At 63.9% G+C, this 14,782-nt stretch carries 14 protein-coding genes; 6 read left to right on the top strand and 8 right to left on the bottom strand.

Annotation, left to right across the window (positions count from 1 at the left end; all coding sequences use genetic code 11):
* Window positions 1–12: 12 nt before the first annotated feature.
* Window positions 13–2,121, bottom strand: a complete 2,109-nt coding sequence (locus ACP146_RS15610) for a 4Fe-4S binding protein (RefSeq protein WP_422367674.1) — start codon at window positions 2,119–2,121, stop codon at window positions 13–15.
* Between the two features lie 189 nt (window positions 2,122–2,310).
* Window positions 2,311–4,254 carry an ABC transporter substrate-binding protein gene (locus ACP146_RS15605; RefSeq protein ID WP_422367673.1) on the bottom strand — a complete coding sequence of 648 codons (1,944 nt, stop codon included), beginning with the start codon at window positions 4,252–4,254 and terminating at the stop codon, window positions 2,311–2,313.
* A gap of 254 nt (window positions 4,255–4,508) precedes the next feature.
* On the opposite strand from ACP146_RS15605, the gene fdhD reads away from it, so the two are divergent.
* Both fdhD and mobA read left to right on the top strand, forming a co-directional pair.
* Complete coding sequence (gene fdhD / locus ACP146_RS15600; protein ID WP_422369660.1) at window positions 4,509–5,444, top strand: formate dehydrogenase accessory sulfurtransferase FdhD; 936 nt, start codon at window positions 4,509–4,511, stop codon at window positions 5,442–5,444.
* Window positions 5,445–6,092, top strand: a complete 648-nt coding sequence (gene mobA / locus ACP146_RS15595) for a molybdenum cofactor guanylyltransferase MobA (protein ID WP_422367672.1) — start codon at window positions 5,445–5,447, stop codon at window positions 6,090–6,092.
* 22 nt (window positions 6,093–6,114) lie between these two features.
* Here mobA and ACP146_RS15590 read toward each other — a convergent pair whose 3' ends face one another.
* Window positions 6,115–6,504 carry a hypothetical protein gene (locus ACP146_RS15590; RefSeq protein ID WP_422367671.1) on the bottom strand — a complete coding sequence of 130 codons (390 nt, stop codon included), beginning with the start codon at window positions 6,502–6,504 and terminating at the stop codon, window positions 6,115–6,117.
* Window positions 6,505–6,830: 326 nt separating this feature from the next.
* Here ACP146_RS15590 and ACP146_RS15585 point away from each other — a divergent pair, with 326 nt between their 5' ends.
* Window positions 6,831–6,986, top strand: a complete 156-nt coding sequence (locus ACP146_RS15585; protein ID WP_422367670.1) for a DUF2256 domain-containing protein — start codon at window positions 6,831–6,833, stop codon at window positions 6,984–6,986.
* Here ACP146_RS15585 and ACP146_RS15580 read toward each other — a convergent pair.
* Complete coding sequence (locus tag ACP146_RS15580; protein WP_425032826.1) at window positions 6,979–8,481, bottom strand: cryptochrome/photolyase family protein; 1,503 nt, start codon at window positions 8,479–8,481, stop codon at window positions 6,979–6,981. The genes ACP146_RS15585 and ACP146_RS15580 overlap by 8 nt on opposite strands.
* Window positions 8,482–8,662: 181 nt before the next feature.
* Between ACP146_RS15580 and ACP146_RS15575 the strand changes: the two genes are divergently transcribed.
* Window positions 8,663–10,339 (top strand): isovaleryl-CoA dehydrogenase, encoded by a 1,677-nt coding sequence (locus tag ACP146_RS15575; RefSeq protein ID WP_422367668.1) that lies wholly within the window; start codon window positions 8,663–8,665, stop codon window positions 10,337–10,339.
* Window positions 10,340–10,549: 210 nt separating this feature from the next.
* Window positions 10,550–10,954 (top strand): META domain-containing protein, encoded by a 405-nt coding sequence (locus ACP146_RS15570; protein WP_422367667.1) that lies wholly within the window; start codon window positions 10,550–10,552, stop codon window positions 10,952–10,954.
* Window positions 10,955–10,975: 21 nt separating this feature from the next.
* Here the strand turns inward: ACP146_RS15570 and ACP146_RS15565 are convergent, their stop codons facing one another.
* Both ACP146_RS15565 and ACP146_RS15560 read right to left on the bottom strand, forming a co-directional pair.
* The gene (locus tag ACP146_RS15565) at window positions 10,976–11,818 is read right to left on the bottom strand and encodes a ChaN family lipoprotein (protein WP_422367666.1); all 843 of its coding nucleotides are present in this window, start codon (window positions 11,816–11,818) and stop codon (window positions 10,976–10,978) included.
* Window positions 11,819–12,118: 300 nt separating this feature from the next.
* A complete protein-coding gene (locus ACP146_RS15560) occupies window positions 12,119–12,385 on the bottom strand; it encodes a DUF6356 family protein (RefSeq protein ID WP_422369659.1) in 267 nt (88 codons plus the stop codon).
* A gap of 179 nt (window positions 12,386–12,564) precedes the next feature.
* Between ACP146_RS15560 and ACP146_RS15555 the strand changes: the two genes are divergently transcribed.
* Entirely contained in the window at window positions 12,565–13,026 is a 462-nt protein-coding gene (locus ACP146_RS15555) for an Lrp/AsnC family transcriptional regulator (RefSeq protein ID WP_422367665.1), read from the top strand.
* A gap of 28 nt (window positions 13,027–13,054) precedes the next feature.
* Here the strand turns inward: ACP146_RS15555 and ACP146_RS15550 are convergent, their stop codons facing one another.
* Window positions 13,055–13,672, bottom strand: coding sequence for a hypothetical protein (locus ACP146_RS15550; RefSeq protein ID WP_422367664.1), 618 nt, complete (start codon window positions 13,670–13,672; stop codon window positions 13,055–13,057).
* 80 nt (window positions 13,673–13,752) lie between these two features.
* A complete protein-coding gene (gene speB / locus ACP146_RS15545) occupies window positions 13,753–14,718 on the bottom strand; it encodes an agmatinase (RefSeq protein ID WP_422367663.1) in 966 nt (321 codons plus the stop codon).
* Window positions 14,719–14,782: the final 64 nt, after the last annotated feature.

Below are 14,782 nucleotides of genomic sequence, written 5' to 3'. Positions count from 1 at the left end.
GCCGCCCAGGCCTCAAGCGTTACCGCTGCCGTCTTCCGGCTTCCCGTTGGCCCGCTCCGCCAGGACCTTCTGTCGGGCGTCCTCGATCTCGCGCTCGCGCAGGTAGTCGTCGGTGGTGCGCGGTGTCGGGCGGGCAGCGCCCTGGAAGGGATTGTCAGGGCTTTCGAACTGCACGGTCACCCGGCAGTCGTCGCACATCTTGATGCGGTCGATCTGGTCGCTGTCCTGGAACATGTGATGCTTGCCGGCCAACTGATCGGCGATCCGCTCGATCGACTGGCGCACGCCGAAGGGTTTGCCGCAGCGAATGCACTCGAAGGGCTCTGCCTCGTTGAGGGCGACGGCGCCCATGGCCTCGCTGGTGAAGTTCAGCCGCGGCTCCAGCGTGATCACGGACTCCGGGCAGGTGTTGCGGCAGAGCCCGCACTGCACGCAGGCGTCCTCCTTGAAGCCGAGCCAGGGACGGCTCTCGTCGTCCAGCAGGGCGCCGGTCGGGCAGGCGCCGACACAGGCGAGACAGAGGGTGCAGCCCTCGGTATCGACTTTTACGGCGCCGAAGGGCGCGCCGGGTGGTAAGGGGAGCTGATCGACCGGCTGCGGCGCCTTGTCGTGCAGATGACGCAAAGCCAGGAAGGCCCGGCTGCGCTTGCCGCCGAGGGGCAGGAAGTTGCCGCCGGTCATATGCTGCTCCGGCACGGCAAGATCATAGAGCTGCCGTTCCAGCGCTTCCGGGTCGGCGTCGTCGACGAGATGAATGCGGCCGGCGCCGTAGCCGAGGCCGCTCAGGACCGCTTCCGCCAGACCGATCTGACCGGCCAGGCCGCTCAACTCGTCGCGCTTTTTCGGGTCGGCCAGGATGACCACCTGTTCGGCGCCGTAAGCGAAGGCGGCGGCGAGGAAATCGATTCCGACCTGGGTGACCTCGTTCAAGGGCAGGGGCAGGACACGCGCCGGCAGGCCGCGGCCGAGGCGGGCCGAGAGGGCGATCACCTCGGCGCCGTGTTTGTCGTCATGCAGCAGCAGCAGGGGGGCCGCGCCGCCGGCCTTGCCGTAGGCGTCGAGCAGTTCGCGCAACCGCATGAACAGGCTGTCGCCGGCGGGCAACTGATAGGTGGCCGCGCCGGTCGGGCAGACCGAAGCGCAAGACCCGCAGCCGGCACAGACCAGCGGATCGATCTCCACCGTATCGCCGGCGGAGGTGATGGCCGAGGTCGGGCAGACGTCCAGACAGCGGGTGCAGCCGGTCTTGCGGCTGCGCGAATGGGCACAGATGTCGCCATTGTACTTCACGTAACGCGGCTTGTCATACTCGCCCACCATGTCGCCCAGTTCGAAGAGCGCGCGCTGCACGGCGACGGGATCGCCGGGGTCGGGCCTCAGGTAGCCGTCGCGTTTCTCATGGGCCGGGAACAGCGGCGTACCGCCGGTCAGATCGAGGATCAGATCGCATTCGGAAAAGGCGTTGTCGCGCGGCGCCTCGAAGACCAACTGCGCCCGGCCGGAGGGGGAGGCGGGGGCGTAGTCATTCACCGTGATGCCGAAACCGCCCATGTGCCCTTTGGCCTGGACGATGCTGCCCTTGAAGACCGGCACGTCCATGTTGCGCGGCGGCAGGATCTCGCCGGGCCGGCTCAGCAGCACCGTCACCTCCAGGCGGCCGGCCAATTGCTTGGCGGCTTCGATCGCCCGTTCGTCCTTGCCGTAGACCAGGCAGACCCCTTGCGATGCCAGGGCGACCAGCGGGGTCGGTTCGGCCTCCACCGCGGCGGCCGCCAGCAGCGCGGCGATCTTCGGCGTTGCGCCGCCGGCCTCGGCGGACCAGCCGGCGTCCTCACGGATGTTGACGAAATCGATGTTCGCCTGGGGATTGTCCTCCGCCGCCACCTCGCCGAACAGCGGCGCTTCCTGGGTGCAGGCGACCAGCACCGGCTGGTCACCGAGGATCGCCTGCTGGAAGTTGCCGAGCTGTGCCCGGCAGAGCTGGCTGTTGAGGTCGGCTTCCCCGCTGGCCCCCGCTGCCTGACAGGCTTTGGTCAGCGCCTTTTCGTCCAGCGGCATGGAAGCTTCGCAATTGCAGACGAGGACGCGCTTGCCGCCCATCTCCATAGACTGTCTCTCCACCAGGCGGTTCCGCTGACTGCGAGCGCCGCGCCCCGACGCGCCGGCTACCCCTTCGGACCGCTTTTCGTTGTTTTTCGGCGTGTCGTCCTTTTGGCCTGATCTTCGGACCAATTGGTATGACCACTCAACTGCATACTACCGTTTCGGCCCCGACAAAGACGACCCTAATTTTCCTGCGGGATTTGCCGCCTATCTCAGCCTCTTTGCGAACCAGAAGGTATCCGGGCGGTAGCGGCCGAAATAGGCGCCGGGGTCGTAGAGGTAGACGGCCTCGTCAGGCAGGTTGCGCAGGTCGACGTTCGCGACCACCGGCTGGCGGACGGCGCCCAAGAGGCCGACGGTGAAGACCTGGTCGGCGTGGATCTGCAGCATCCGCTGCCAGATCTTCGCCTTTGCCGCTTCGTCCGGTCCGCTGACCCAGGCCTGATAGAGCGCCAGAAGTTCCTGTGCCTCGGGCGATTCCGGGGCCTCGCCGGCGGCGCCGTTGCTTTCGAAGTGAAGGCCCCAGAGCGGCCAGTTGTTCTGGCGGTCGCTGGTCGGGGCCAGTTCCGCCGGGCTCATGGAGGCCGTCGCCAGGCCGTTGGTGAGACCGTAGAAGATGCTCATGGTGGTGGCGCCGCTGCGCACCCGTTGACGTGCCGCCTGGCGCCCCTGGCTGCGCACCAGCACGGCGATGCCGATCTTGCGCCACTGTTCGGTGATCACCTCCAGGGCGTCGACCTCCGCCGGGTCGGTGTCGGCGGTTTCGATGATCAGATCGGCGCGGCGGCCGTCGGGCAGGTGGCGGATGCCGTCCTGATCACGCCACAGCATCCCCATGTCGTCGAGCAGCGCATTGGCCTGGTCGGGGTCGTAAGCGGCCCAGGCCTGCCGCGCGGCTTCGGCATAGAGCGGCGAGCTGGGCAGCAGGGTATTGGCGCCGGGCAGCGCCGTGCCCTGGTAGAGCACCTGGTTCAACTCGTCGCGATCGGTCGCCAGGGACAGCGCGCGGCGGAACCGGACATCGCGCAACGCCGAGCGCCAGCCCGGGGAAACGACGTTGAGGTTGGGATAGAGCGCCAACTGGGCGCCGCGTCCGATGGGCCAGAGCCGCAGCGTGATCTCACCGCGTTCCTCGGCGGCCTTCAGGACCGGCGCATCGCTGAAGGAGAGACCGCGGGCCATGAGATCGCCTTCCCCCGCCGCGGCCTTGGTTGCCATGAGGCGCGGCTGGGTTGGGGTCAGAACCACTTCGTCGATGTAAGGCAGTTGGCGGCCTTGACCGTCGACCCGGTGGAAGTAGGGATTGCGCCGGGCGACGAAACGCTCGGCCGGGGGCGCTACGGTGTTCACCCAGGGCTGCAGGGTCGGCATCTCCGGATTGTCGAAACGGAACAGCCGGTCGCGGCGTCTGAACAGCTCGCTCCAGGACTGCAGGCCCATGGCCTCGGCCTGTTCGTTCAGCACCTTCTCGTCGACATAGGCGGCGTGAAATTGCTGCAGGTAGTGGCGGGGCCTGTAGATGAACAGCGGTGCGGTGCCCGCCAGTGCCGGCAGGAACAGCGGATTGGCGGTTTCCCAGGTGAAACGCAGCGTGACTTCATCCAACACTTCAAAGCGCGGGGGCTTGCCCCCGGCCAGCATCTCCGGCGGCAGTCCGCGCGGCGAAAGCGTCTCGTTGTTGGCAACGTCCTCCCACCAGAAGCGAAAGTCGTCGCTGGTGAAAGGCCTGCCGTCGGACCAGCGGTGGCCGGCCCGCAGGGTGAGGGTGAAGATGCGGCCGTCTTCTACGGCGACCGACTGCAGGATGTCCGGCTCCAACTCGAAGGACTCGTCCCAGACCACCAGTCTTGCGTAGCCCAGCAGCACCAGATCGCGGGCGTCGCGGCCGGAACGGCTGAGCAGACGCAGGCTGCCGCCGTAGCGTCCCTCCCGCCAGTCTTCGCGCGTTGGCAGATCCGCCCGCGGTGTCTGCGGCAGGCGTTCGGCCAGGGGCGGCAGGCTGCCGGTTGCCAGTTCGAAGCGCAGCGAAGGTGGCTCCTGTGGGAGCGGTGTTTCCGATCCCGCTTCCTGAGCCGAAGCGGTCAGTTCCCCCAAGATCGTGGTGGCCAGGAGAATCAGGGTGGCGGCGAGGCGGGCGGGAATCCGATTCATGACAACCTTATAGCGGGGCCGTCGAAGGCCACCAAGGTCCGCGCAGGCGTCACTCGAAAACGTCAATTTCATGGCTCGAAGAATCCCCTATAATCATTTGATATTCATTAATGAAACGGAACTCTTAAAGCGATTTCTCGGTCGTCGGCTTGTGGTCGGCGGCTGTGGGCTCCATATTCGAGAGCAGATCGTTGGGAGGATTGTCCATGGCCGAAAAGGCAGTGGCGGAAGACGGCGAGGCGCCGATGAAAGGGATGGCGGTGAAACAACTGCGCAAAGGAAAGGCAAAGGCGGTGGACCCGGCGCTGCTCGGCGAGTTCGCGCTGCGCCCGGACCCGGCGGACCCGCGCCTGACCGAACGCATCGCCGGCGTCGATCAGGATGGCACGGCCATCGAAACCGCGGTTGTGGTCGAGCGGCCCCTGACCCTGTTCCTGAACGGGCAGGAGATCGTCACCATGATGACCATCGGCGACTATCCGGACTATCTGGCGCTGGGCTATCTGCTGAACCAGAACATGCTGCGCCCGGACGACGTGATCGAGGGCGTCGACTTCGACGAGGAACTCGATGTCGTCGTGGTGCGCACCGAGCGCGAGACGAACTACGAGGAAAAACTGAAGAAGAAGGTGCGCACCTCCGGCTGCGCCCAGGGTACCGTCTTCGGCGATCTGATGGAGAAGTTCGAGACCGTTGCCCTGCCGCAGGACGCGATGCTGAAGACTTCCTGGCTGGTGAGCCTGTCGAAGAAGATCAATGCCGTCCCCAGCCTCTATCTGGAAGCCGGCGCGATCCACGGCTGCGTGCTTTGCCAGGGCGACCGGCCGCTGCTCTACATGGAAGACGTTGGGCGTCACAATGCGGTCGACAAGATCGCCGGCTATATGCTGCGCCACGGCATCGCGCCGGACGACAAGATCTTCTATACCACCGGACGCCTGACCTCTGAGATGGTGATCAAGACGGTGCAGATGGGTATTCCCATCCTGGTGTCGCGCTCCGGCTTCACCGCCTGGGGGGTGGAACTGGCGCGCCAGGCCGGCCTCACCCTGGTGGGCCGGGCCAAGGGCAAGCGCTTCGTCGCCCTGGCCGGGCAGGACCGCCTGGTCTTCGATCACGATCCCGACGGACTGGAGGACGAAGATCCGCGCCACCAGCGCAAGTCCGGCCGCAGCGATGATGCAGCCTGAATGACGGTTGCGGTGGAAAACGTGGCCGGGGAGGGGATCGCCGGGGTGCTGCTGGCCGGCGGCCTGTCACGGCGCATGGGCGGCGGCGACAAGTGCCTGCGCGATCTCGGCGGAAGGCCGATCCTGGCCCGCATCGTCGAACGGGCCCGGCCCCAGGTCGGGGCTCTGGTGCTGAACGCCAACGGCGATGCGGCGCGCTTCGAGGCCTTCGGCCTGCCGGTCGCCGCCGACGTGGTGGAAGGTTACGCCGGCCCCCTGGCCGGTATCCTCACTGGTCTGGACTGGGCGGCGCAGTCGGCGCCGGACGCCCAATGGTTGGCAAGTTTTGCCAGTGATGCGCCGTTTTTCCCCGAAGACATGGTCGCGCGGATGGCTGAAGCCGTTGAGGCAGAGGGGGCTGATCTCGCCTGTGCGATCACCCATGGCCGCACCCACCCGGTCTTCGGGCTCTGGCGCGTCAGCCTGCGCGAAGACCTGCGCCGCGCTATGATCGAGGAAGAAATCCGCAAGGTCGACCGCTGGACCGCCCGCCACAAACTGGTGGAGGTGGACTTTCCCGACATCCAAACGCCTGCCGGCCCCCTTGACCCCTTCTTCAACACCAACCGCCCCGAAGACCTGGAAGAGGCGGCGGGGTACCTGACTTAGGTCGGTTTCAGGGAGAGCGGCTTCAGAGTCCGAAGACCGCCTGGGAGACTGGTTCTTTCAGGATGATCGCGGCAATTTCGCTGGCTAGGTAAAGCAGAAAAAAGAAGATCGCCACGTTGGTCATCAGGTTCGCGCGCTGTTGGCCCGTGAGTTGCGGCTTGCCGCTGGGCGGGCTTTGGACCTGATAGTTGCGCGGCGGCGGCGGGGTTGTTGGGACCGGGCGCCGCGCAGCGGCGATGCTTTCTGAGGTGACGCGCAGCTCTTTGGCTTCGCCGGCCGGGTCAGTCCAGCGAATGTAAGCATGGGGTATGTCGTTCTGCTGAAAGGCCTGCAGTGCCGAACTCTGCAGTTCCTCCAGCGAGGTCGACATGCCCAGGTGTTGGCGGTGGTTGTCGTAGAGGTGATAGATCATGCTTGGCAGTGACCGAATTCCGCCGGCTGCACCATCAGGCGTCAGGGGCGGGGGCTCCCGGAATTGGCAACGCACAGAGGGGAAGACTGCGCCCGCCCAGTTAACATTTGGTTGAGTGAACTTGGCGCTTAGTATCGCCATGGTTTTGATTAATTGACACGTTTAGTGCGTGTCTGACTCTCGCGATTTCTTATGGAGTTTGCGGGCTTTCCAGCGCTGTTAGGTCGGCCATGGAGGCCTCCCTACGGCGCTGCCATTGCGAGAGCTGCCGCAGTTGAGGAGAGCCGAATCGGACTCTTGGATTGTGACCCGTGGTAGGCTCGGTGATGCGCAAGAAAGCCGATCTGCCGACGAAAGTCTGCGCAGCCTGCGGGCGCCCTTTCGTCTGGCGCAAGAAGTGGGCGCGGGATTGGGAGCAGGTTCGTTATTGCTCGGAGCGTTGTCGCCGCGAGTCCAAGCGGCCGGGGCGTGGCGCTAGCTGAGGTTCGAGAGAATTCTCTCGGCGCTCTTCAGGTAGTCAGTTTTCTTGTCGTCGCTCATACGCTGCCAAGTCCGGTAAACCTGGGCGAGGCGCGGATTGCCGCGCAGCCTGTCTTCGTTGCGGATCAGGAAATCCCAGTAGAGCGGGTTGAAGGGGCAGGCGTCGTCGCCGGTCTTCTGTTTCACGTCGTAGCGGCAGTCCGCGCAGTAGTCGGACATCTTGTTGATGTAGTTGCCGCTGGCCGCGTAGGGCTTTGAGCCGAGCAGGCCGCCGTCAGCGAACTGGCTCATGCCCAGGGTGTTCGGCAGCTCAACCCACTCGTAGGCATCGGCATAGACCATCAGATACCACTCGTGCACCTGCCTGGGATCAACGCCGGCCAGCATGGCGAAGTTCCCGGTGACCATCAGGCGCTGAATGTGATGGGCGTAGGCCTCTTCCCTGGTTTGTGTCACCGCGGCCTTCAGGCAGGCCATTTCGGTTTCGGCCGTCCAATAGAAGTCCGGCAGTGGCCGTTGGGCGTCGAAAAAGTTCGCTTCTACGTAGTCGGGCATCTTCAACCAATAGATCCCGCGTACGTATTCGCGCCAGCCGATAATCTGCCGGATGAAACCCTCTGCTGCGTTCAGAGGAACGCGGCCCTTGCGGTACTCGGTTTCAATCCGGCGACAGACGGCGAGCGGGTCCAGCAACCCGGCATTGATGTAGATCGAGAGAACGGAGTGGTAGAGGAAGCGCTCGTCCTTCAGCATCGCGTCCTGGTAGTCGCCGAAGAAGGGCAGGGCCTTTTCGACGAAATGGTCAAGGGCCGCCGCGGCCTGTTCGGCGGTGACCGCAAACCAGAACGGTGCCAGATCGCCGAAGTGATCGGCGAAGTGGTTGCCGACCAGGTCCAGAACCTCCGCGGTGATGTCATCCGGGTCGAAGCGGGCGGGGCGGGGCATAAAGAGATCGGCCTTGGCGGGCTTGCGGTTCTCCGCATCGAAGTTCCACTTGCCGCCTTCCGGCGCATCGCCGTCCATCAGCAGACCGGTCTTGCGGCGCATCTCGCGGTAGAAGTACTCCATGCGCAACTGCTTGCGGCCTTCGGCCCAATCCGCGAAGGCCTCGCGCGCGCAGAGGAAGCGGTCGTCGTCCAGGATATCGACCGGTAGACCGAGGTCTTTCGACCAACTTTCCATAGCTGTACGCAATCGCCATTCCCCGGGTTCCGTCACGACGAGACCCTGTGGTTTATGGCGCCGGATGGCTCGTTCAACCTCGCCGCTAAAACTGTGGGTGTTTTCCTTTTCGTCCAGCTGCACATAGTCGACCTGCCAGCCGGCCTCGACCAGGTTCCCTGCAAAGTGGCGCATGGCCGCGAAAAGGAAGGCGATCTTCTTTTTGTGGTGCTTGACGTAAGTCGCCTCTTCGCGAATTTCCGCCATGAGAATACGGTCGCGCTTTGGGTCGGCCGTGACGATCGACGCCAGGCCGGGCGAGAGTTGATCGCCCAAGATGAGGATTAGGTTTCGCGTGGGCATGAGATCATGACTGTGTGACAACCTCCTCTATACGCAATAGCGGGCAAAGCGTATCACCTCGTGGCCGCAAAGGTGCCAGCCGGCCCCAACCCGGGCCGGAAGATCCATGCTAGACTGAGCCAAGGACGGGGCCGGCCAGGGAAAGGGGGCTGTGATGTCCGAGCCATCCTTCGTGACCCATGAAGTGACCAACCAGTCGCCGCCATTCGAAGGGCTGAACCTTTTCATGACGGATGCTGCTCTTGGCGAGGCGGTCGCGCGCGAAGGGGCGGCTGACGCCGTGCCGGACTTGACCGAGTTCGGTGCCTTGATGGGCGGTGCCGAGAGCTTCGAGACCGGCCGCCTGGCGAATGAACATCCACCACGGCTGCGCCGTTACGACCAGAAGGGTTTTCCAGCCGACATCGTTGAATTTCATCCGGCCTATCACCAGGCCATGACCAGAAGCTTCGAGGCCGGCCTTCACTGCAGCGCCTGGGATCACCTGAAGACGCCTGGCAGACCGCCGGCGCGGGGTGCCCAGGTGGCCCGGCTGGCGCGGCTCTACATGACAACCCAGGCAGAACCCGGCCACCTCTGCCCGGTTACCATGACCAACGCGGCGGTGCCGACGCTGGCAAAGCAGCCGGAGATCGCCGAAACCCTGTTGCCGAAGATTCTGTCGCGGGCTTACGACCGCTCCTTCAGGCCGCTGCACGAGAAAACAGCGATCACCGTAGGCATGGGGATGACGGAAAAGCAGGGCGGTACCGACGTGCGCGCCAATACAACGCGGGCCGCACCGATCGACGGCGGCGGCCCGGGTGCGGCTTACCGCCTTGTCGGACATAAGTGGTTTCTTTCGGCGCCGATGTGCGATGCCTTTTTGATGTTGGCGCAGGCGCCGGGCGGGCTTTCCTGCTTTCTCGTACCGCGTCTCTTGCCGGACGGTTCGGTCAATCCGCTCCGCCTGCAGCGCCTGAAGGAGAAGCTGGGCAACCGTTCCAACGCTTCTTCGGAGGTCGAGCTTGAAGGGGTCGAAGGACGCCTCATCGGCGAAGAGGGTCGCGGTATCGCCAATATCATCGAAATGGTGACGCTCACGCGGCTTGATTGCGCGGTTGCTTCAGCCGGTCAGATGCGCCTGGCTTTGGCTCTTGCCATTCATCATTGCCGTCATCGCAGCGTGTTCCAAAAGCGCCTTGCCGATCAACCTTTGATGGCGCAGGTGCTGGCCGACATGGCCGTGGATGTCGAGGCCGCAACGGCCCTGGCCTTTCGCCTCGCGGGTTCCTTCGAGAGGGCAGGGCACGACGAAGAAGCGGCGGCCTGGCGCCGGCTGATGACGCCGGTCACCAAGTACTGGGTTTGCAAAATGGCGCCCGCACTGGGCTATGAAGCGATGGAGTGTCTCGGTGGAAACGGTTACGTCGAGGAGGGGTTGGCCGCCCGGCTGTACCGCGAGCTGCCATTGAACGCGATCTGGGAGGGATCGGGCAACGTCATGTGCCTCGACGTGCTCCGCGTCTTGTCCCAGGATCCCGCCGCCGCGGAGAGCGTGATGGCAAGTCTCGAAGACCTGGCCGGGGGCGATAGACGGATCGAGGCTTTGCTGAACGATCTCAAGGAGATGCTGCGAGCGCCGGGGGGGCTGGAAACAAGGGGGCGGCAGTTTGTCGAGGGCCTCGCTCGGACAGCGGCAGCGGCTTTGCTGCGCCGCCATGCCTCCCCCGCTGTCGCTGATACCTTTGTTGGAAGTCGGTTGCGGGGTGAGTTCCGGCACACCTATGGTGCAGGGCCCGCCGCTGCCGACTGCCGCAAAATCCTGGAGCGCGCACTCACACCGAAATAACCCAAAGCGAGGGAAGGCAGGCGCTCAATAGGATTCCTTATCGGCCCGAATTTGATGAATTATGCCTGGCTCCTGCTCAGCAGGCTGGAAAGAGCACTACATTTGGCGTTAGCCTTGGGTTGTCGGAGCAGGAAGGGGCGCCACCGGATACCGGGCGGAAGCGTGAGGGACTGGGTGATGGGCAGGACAATCGGAAAGAGTTTTGCAGTCGTGACTGTCGTTGCCGGCCTCGGAGCTTGCTCCCTGACCATGGAAGAACGCGACGAAATGGCCGAGCAGGTCTATGACCGCAACTGGGTGGTCAGCCAGATCGAGGGTGTGCCAGTGGCGCCGGGTGTTACCTCGACCCTGACAATAGCCGGCGACGGCAAGGTCAGCGGCAATGCCGGCTGCAACGGATACTTCGGTTCGGTGATCGTCGATGATTCCGCCATGTCGTTCGGCAATCTGGGTTCAACGCGCAGGGCTTGTCCGGAACCGGCGATGGGCCAGGAAGACCGCATGCTGCGGGCGTTGGACAGCACGCGCGGCTACCGTCTGGAACAGCGGGATCTGGTGTTGCTGGACGGGGCCGGCAACATGGTCCTGCGGTTTATTCCGGGCGAAGCCGTCTAGCGACAGCATCATGGGCCGCTGCTAGTCCTGCGAGGTCTTGCGGAACTGGGCGCACCAGTCCCGCTCTTCGACCTTGGCGGTGAACCAGACGAAATCGAAGAGCCGGGGATCGAAGGCGCGGTAGTTCCGGGCCTGCTCCTCCCCCTCGGAGACTTCGACAAAAGCCAGGCTGAAAACCGTTTCCTTAAGGCGCCAGGGCACGCCGCGGTCTTCGCGGACGTGCTCGGCGCCGGCGATCAGGATCGCGCCGCCGCCGGAATCCGCCCGGCGCAGGCTGGAGGCCATCCAGGCGTCGCGCAGACGCTGCACATCGGCCATGGGGGCGAGGGCGCTTTCGGGCAAAGCCCCGCAATGCGATACCGCCAGCAAATCGGTCAAGGCCGCCAACTGGTCCGCGTCATACCCGCGGTCCCAGTCCAACTGCTCTACAAGGGATGCGGAAAGCGTTTCCCCCCGGCCGACCCTGCGGGCGGTCTCCGGCGACGGATTGCCGGGATACATCTTCAGCCCGTGGCTCAGTGCCGCTTCGGCGATGGGCTGATAGATCGCCCAGGTGGACCAGCCCCGTGCCTCCCATTCCAAAGCGGCCCCAAGCCTGTCGACTGTTTCGAGCCGCGCCGCGGCGAGGGCTTCGGCTTGATCGGGGCCCGCCATTTCCCAGACGATCGCCGGCTTGCGCCCGCCGCCGGCAACGGCGGCGACCATGCGGGCCTGCAGGCGATGGTGTTCAGGATTGTCGTGCTTCTCGCCCAGGAGGACCCAGTGCGCGGCCCGGGCTGCGGCGGTCAGTTCGGATTCATCAACCCGGCGGCCGCTTTCGGTTTCCCAGAGGCTGCCCACCAGCGGATGATTCTGCAAGAGCAAGGGCGTGGTTTCGGCCCGCAACGGTGTTGAAAGGAAACAGAGCGCTGCGATTCCCAGCCATACCGAGGCAATCCGCCACGCTGTTGGGAAGGGTCCGGCCGACTGCATAGGGGTGGTTTGTTGCATCGCCTATACATTAGCGCTGCAAAGAACGTTTTCCACTGCGACCGGATGTCCGCTCGCCTTTGTTCGGCGGCAGTCCGCTGTGGGTAGTGGAAAACGATCAGATTCCTGGATGAACGCTACTTGGTCAGGTGCAGGTTCGCGCCGGTATCGCCTCTTCGGCAGATTCGTGGGTCTTTAAGCGGCTGAACTTTCGCGCTGCAGGCTGCTCTCGGGCGTTGCGGCTTGGCTCCCTGCGTTGCGGTGGCGATTGACGACCATCCGGTCGTGGAGCTGTGTGATGGCCTTGCTGCCGGTCTTTTCGAAGAGAAAGGGCAACAGTGCATGGACCAGGCAGGCGAGGCTGGCCAAAGCCATACGCCAGGAGAAGCCCCAGGCCGAGCAAAGATGCTGCCAATAGGTCTCTCCGACGGAAGCCGGATGATCTTCGAAAAGAGAACGCATGCTCACGATAAGCTCCAAATCCGCAGGCTGCCGCCCATTTCCGGGCCCGGCAGTCGTTGTGCTGGCGATGACGGCAAGTCTAAGGAGGATTCGGGGGCAGAAACTTGCAAATTTCTGGAGAATCAGGGTAATTAGGGAAACATCTATCCCAATATTCCTGATTCGTGGAATTTTATTCCTTGGATGACATAGATCGAAGAATCCTTAAGGTTCTGCAGAAGAACGCAGACCTGCCCGTGGCGGAAATCGCCGAGCAGGTCGGGCTTTCCGCTTCGCCCTGCTGGCGGCGTATTCAGAAGCTGGAAGCCGAGGGCGTTATCGAGCGGCGGGTGGCGCTGCTCAACCCGGAAAAGATGAATGTGGGGGTGACGGTCTTCGTGGCGATCCGCACCTCTCGCCACGACGAGGACTGGCTGAGCGATTTCGCCAGCAAGGTGACCCGCATTCCGGAGGTCGTGGAGCTTTACCGCATGTCCGGCGAGATCGACTACATGCTGCGCATCGTCGTGCCGGACATCAAGGCCTATGACGCGGTCTACAAACGTCTGATCGCCGCTGTCCCCTTGTTCGACGTCTCTTCGTCTTTCGCCATGGAGGCGATCAAGTACACGACCGCACTGCCCGTCGATTACGCAACCTAGATCGCTTTTACGAGTTGGGCGGCGGCGGTTACTCCGGCAGGACGAAACTGCTGTTCACCCGACGCACCTGATAGCGGTTGCCGCTGACGAAGTGCTCGTATTCGAAGAGCTTCGGTTCCAGGCTGATGATGCGGTAGGCGTCGTAGAGCTCCGGGCTGGAACTGTCTGCCTTCAGGAAGGTATCGCCATCGACCCAGCCCTTGGTCGAGAGAAAGTAGACGGGGCCGGAGATCGCCCACTCGCCGACCTCGATCTGCTCGCGATAGGCGCCGTCCGCTTCATAGAAACGAAAGGTGATGCGAAACACGCCGTCGGGAAAGGCGTCGACCGTCCAGCGCTTCACTTTGCCGCCGGCGCGTTTTTGTTCGCCGTACCAGCGGCCGACAAAGCCGTCACGGGGGGAACGGGTTTCTTCGGCCGACTGCGACAGGGTGGTGCCGGTGACGCCCGTGGTGGCCGTACCGTTCACCGCCGCGTGGACCGGCTGTGACCAGATAAAGAGCGCCAGGAGTGCCAGGATGGTGATGACCACGCCGAGCAGGAGTCCCTGCTTTCGGGCATCCGCGGCTTCCGCTCTTGCCTGTGCGCGCTTCTGGCTTCTCAACTGCTTCTTACTTGCGTAGTCGTTCCTTGCGTACCTGTTCATTCTCGCCTCCTGCAGTTTTGCAACGGCCGTCTTGGCCGTTAACCATGAGGTTGAATTTGCAGGATATTTTAATCGAATTTTTACCGTTTGGCGACGACTTCGGAGAGCAGGCAGAGAATCTCATACATCATGGTCGCCCCGACCAGGGCCGTGGAGCCGCTGGGATCAAAGGGGGGCGCCACTTCCACCACATCACCGCCAACAAGGTTAACGCCGCGCAGGCCACGGATCATGCGCTGGGCGTCGTGGGTGGAAAAGCCGCCGATCTCCGGTGTGCCGGTTCCGGGGGCATAGACCGGGTCGAGCCCGTCGACATCGAAGGAGAGGTAGGTGGGGCCGTCACCGACCACACGCCGCGCTTCGGCGATCACCGCTTCGACGCCGATATCGAAGAACTCTTCGATGCCGACGACGCGGATACCCTGTTCGTAGCCCCAGTCCATGTCGTGGCTGGTGTAGAGCGATCCGCGGATGCCGATCTGTATCGTGCGCTTGGGATCCAGCAAGCCTTCCTCGATGGCACGGCGGAAGGGGGTGCCGTGGGTCAGTTTGTGTTCGCCGAAATAGCGGTCGTTGGTGTCGGTGTGGGCGTCGAAGTGCACCATCCCGACGGGCTGCTCCTTGGCGATGGCGCGCATGATCGGCAGGGTAACCAGATGATCGCCGCCTGCCGATAATGGGATAATTCCGGCGGCATGGACTTCCCCGAAGAAAGTCTCGATGCGGCCGATGGTGTCGTGCAGGTCGATGGGGTTGACCGGCGTGTCGCCCAGGTCCGCGCAGTTGGCGAGATCGAACGGCTTTACGCCGGTGACGTGGTGGACGTTGCGCATCAGGGTCGAGAGATCGCGTATCTGCCGCGGGCCGTGACGCGCACCTGCCCGGTTGGTGGTGCCGCCGTCCCAGGGCACCCCGATCAGGCCGATGTGGACGTCCTCAACCTCGTCCAGCGGCACATGGGGCAGGCGCATGAAGGTTGGGATGCCGGCATAACGCGGCAGCACAAAACCGGAGACCGGCTTGTAGGAGCGGGGTTTCTTGCCCATGGCGCTTTCACGTCCTTTGATCGCTGCTGAACCTCAGGCGTCAAGGTGCCGCGAAGCCGGGCAA

The organism is Pelagibius sp., assembly GCF_965249265.1.
Classification (GTDB): Bacteria; Pseudomonadota; Alphaproteobacteria; order Kiloniellales; family Kiloniellaceae; genus Pelagibius.
The sequence above is the reverse complement of the archived record's forward strand: the minus strand, read 5'-3'. Positions and strand labels throughout refer to the sequence as shown.

Excerpts from the sequence above, each read along its gene's own strand:
- ACP146_RS15605 (WP_422367673.1), bottom strand. The coding sequence starts at position 4,254 with ATGAATCGGATTCCCGCCCGCCTCGCCGCCACCCTGATTCTCCTGGCC.
- fdhD (WP_422369660.1), top strand. The coding sequence starts at position 4,509 with ATGGCGGTGAAACAACTGCGCAAAGGAAAGGCAAAGGCGGTGGACCCG.
- mobA (WP_422367672.1), top strand. The coding sequence starts at position 5,445 with ATGACGGTTGCGGTGGAAAACGTGGCCGGGGAGGGGATCGCCGGGGTG.
- ACP146_RS15590 (WP_422367671.1), bottom strand. The coding sequence starts at position 6,504 with ATGATCTATCACCTCTACGACAACCACCGCCAACACCTGGGCATGTCG.
- ACP146_RS15585 (WP_422367670.1), top strand. The coding sequence starts at position 6,831 with ATGCGCAAGAAAGCCGATCTGCCGACGAAAGTCTGCGCAGCCTGCGGG.
- ACP146_RS15575 (WP_422367668.1), top strand. The coding sequence starts at position 8,663 with ATGTCCGAGCCATCCTTCGTGACCCATGAAGTGACCAACCAGTCGCCG.
- ACP146_RS15560 (WP_422369659.1), bottom strand. The coding sequence starts at position 12,385 with ATGCGTTCTCTTTTCGAAGATCATCCGGCTTCCGTCGGAGAGACCTAT.
- ACP146_RS15550 (WP_422367664.1), bottom strand. The coding sequence starts at position 13,672 with ATGAACAGGTACGCAAGGAACGACTACGCAAGTAAGAAGCAGTTGAGA.
- speB (WP_422367663.1), bottom strand. The coding sequence starts at position 14,718 with ATGGGCAAGAAACCCCGCTCCTACAAGCCGGTCTCCGGTTTTGTGCTG.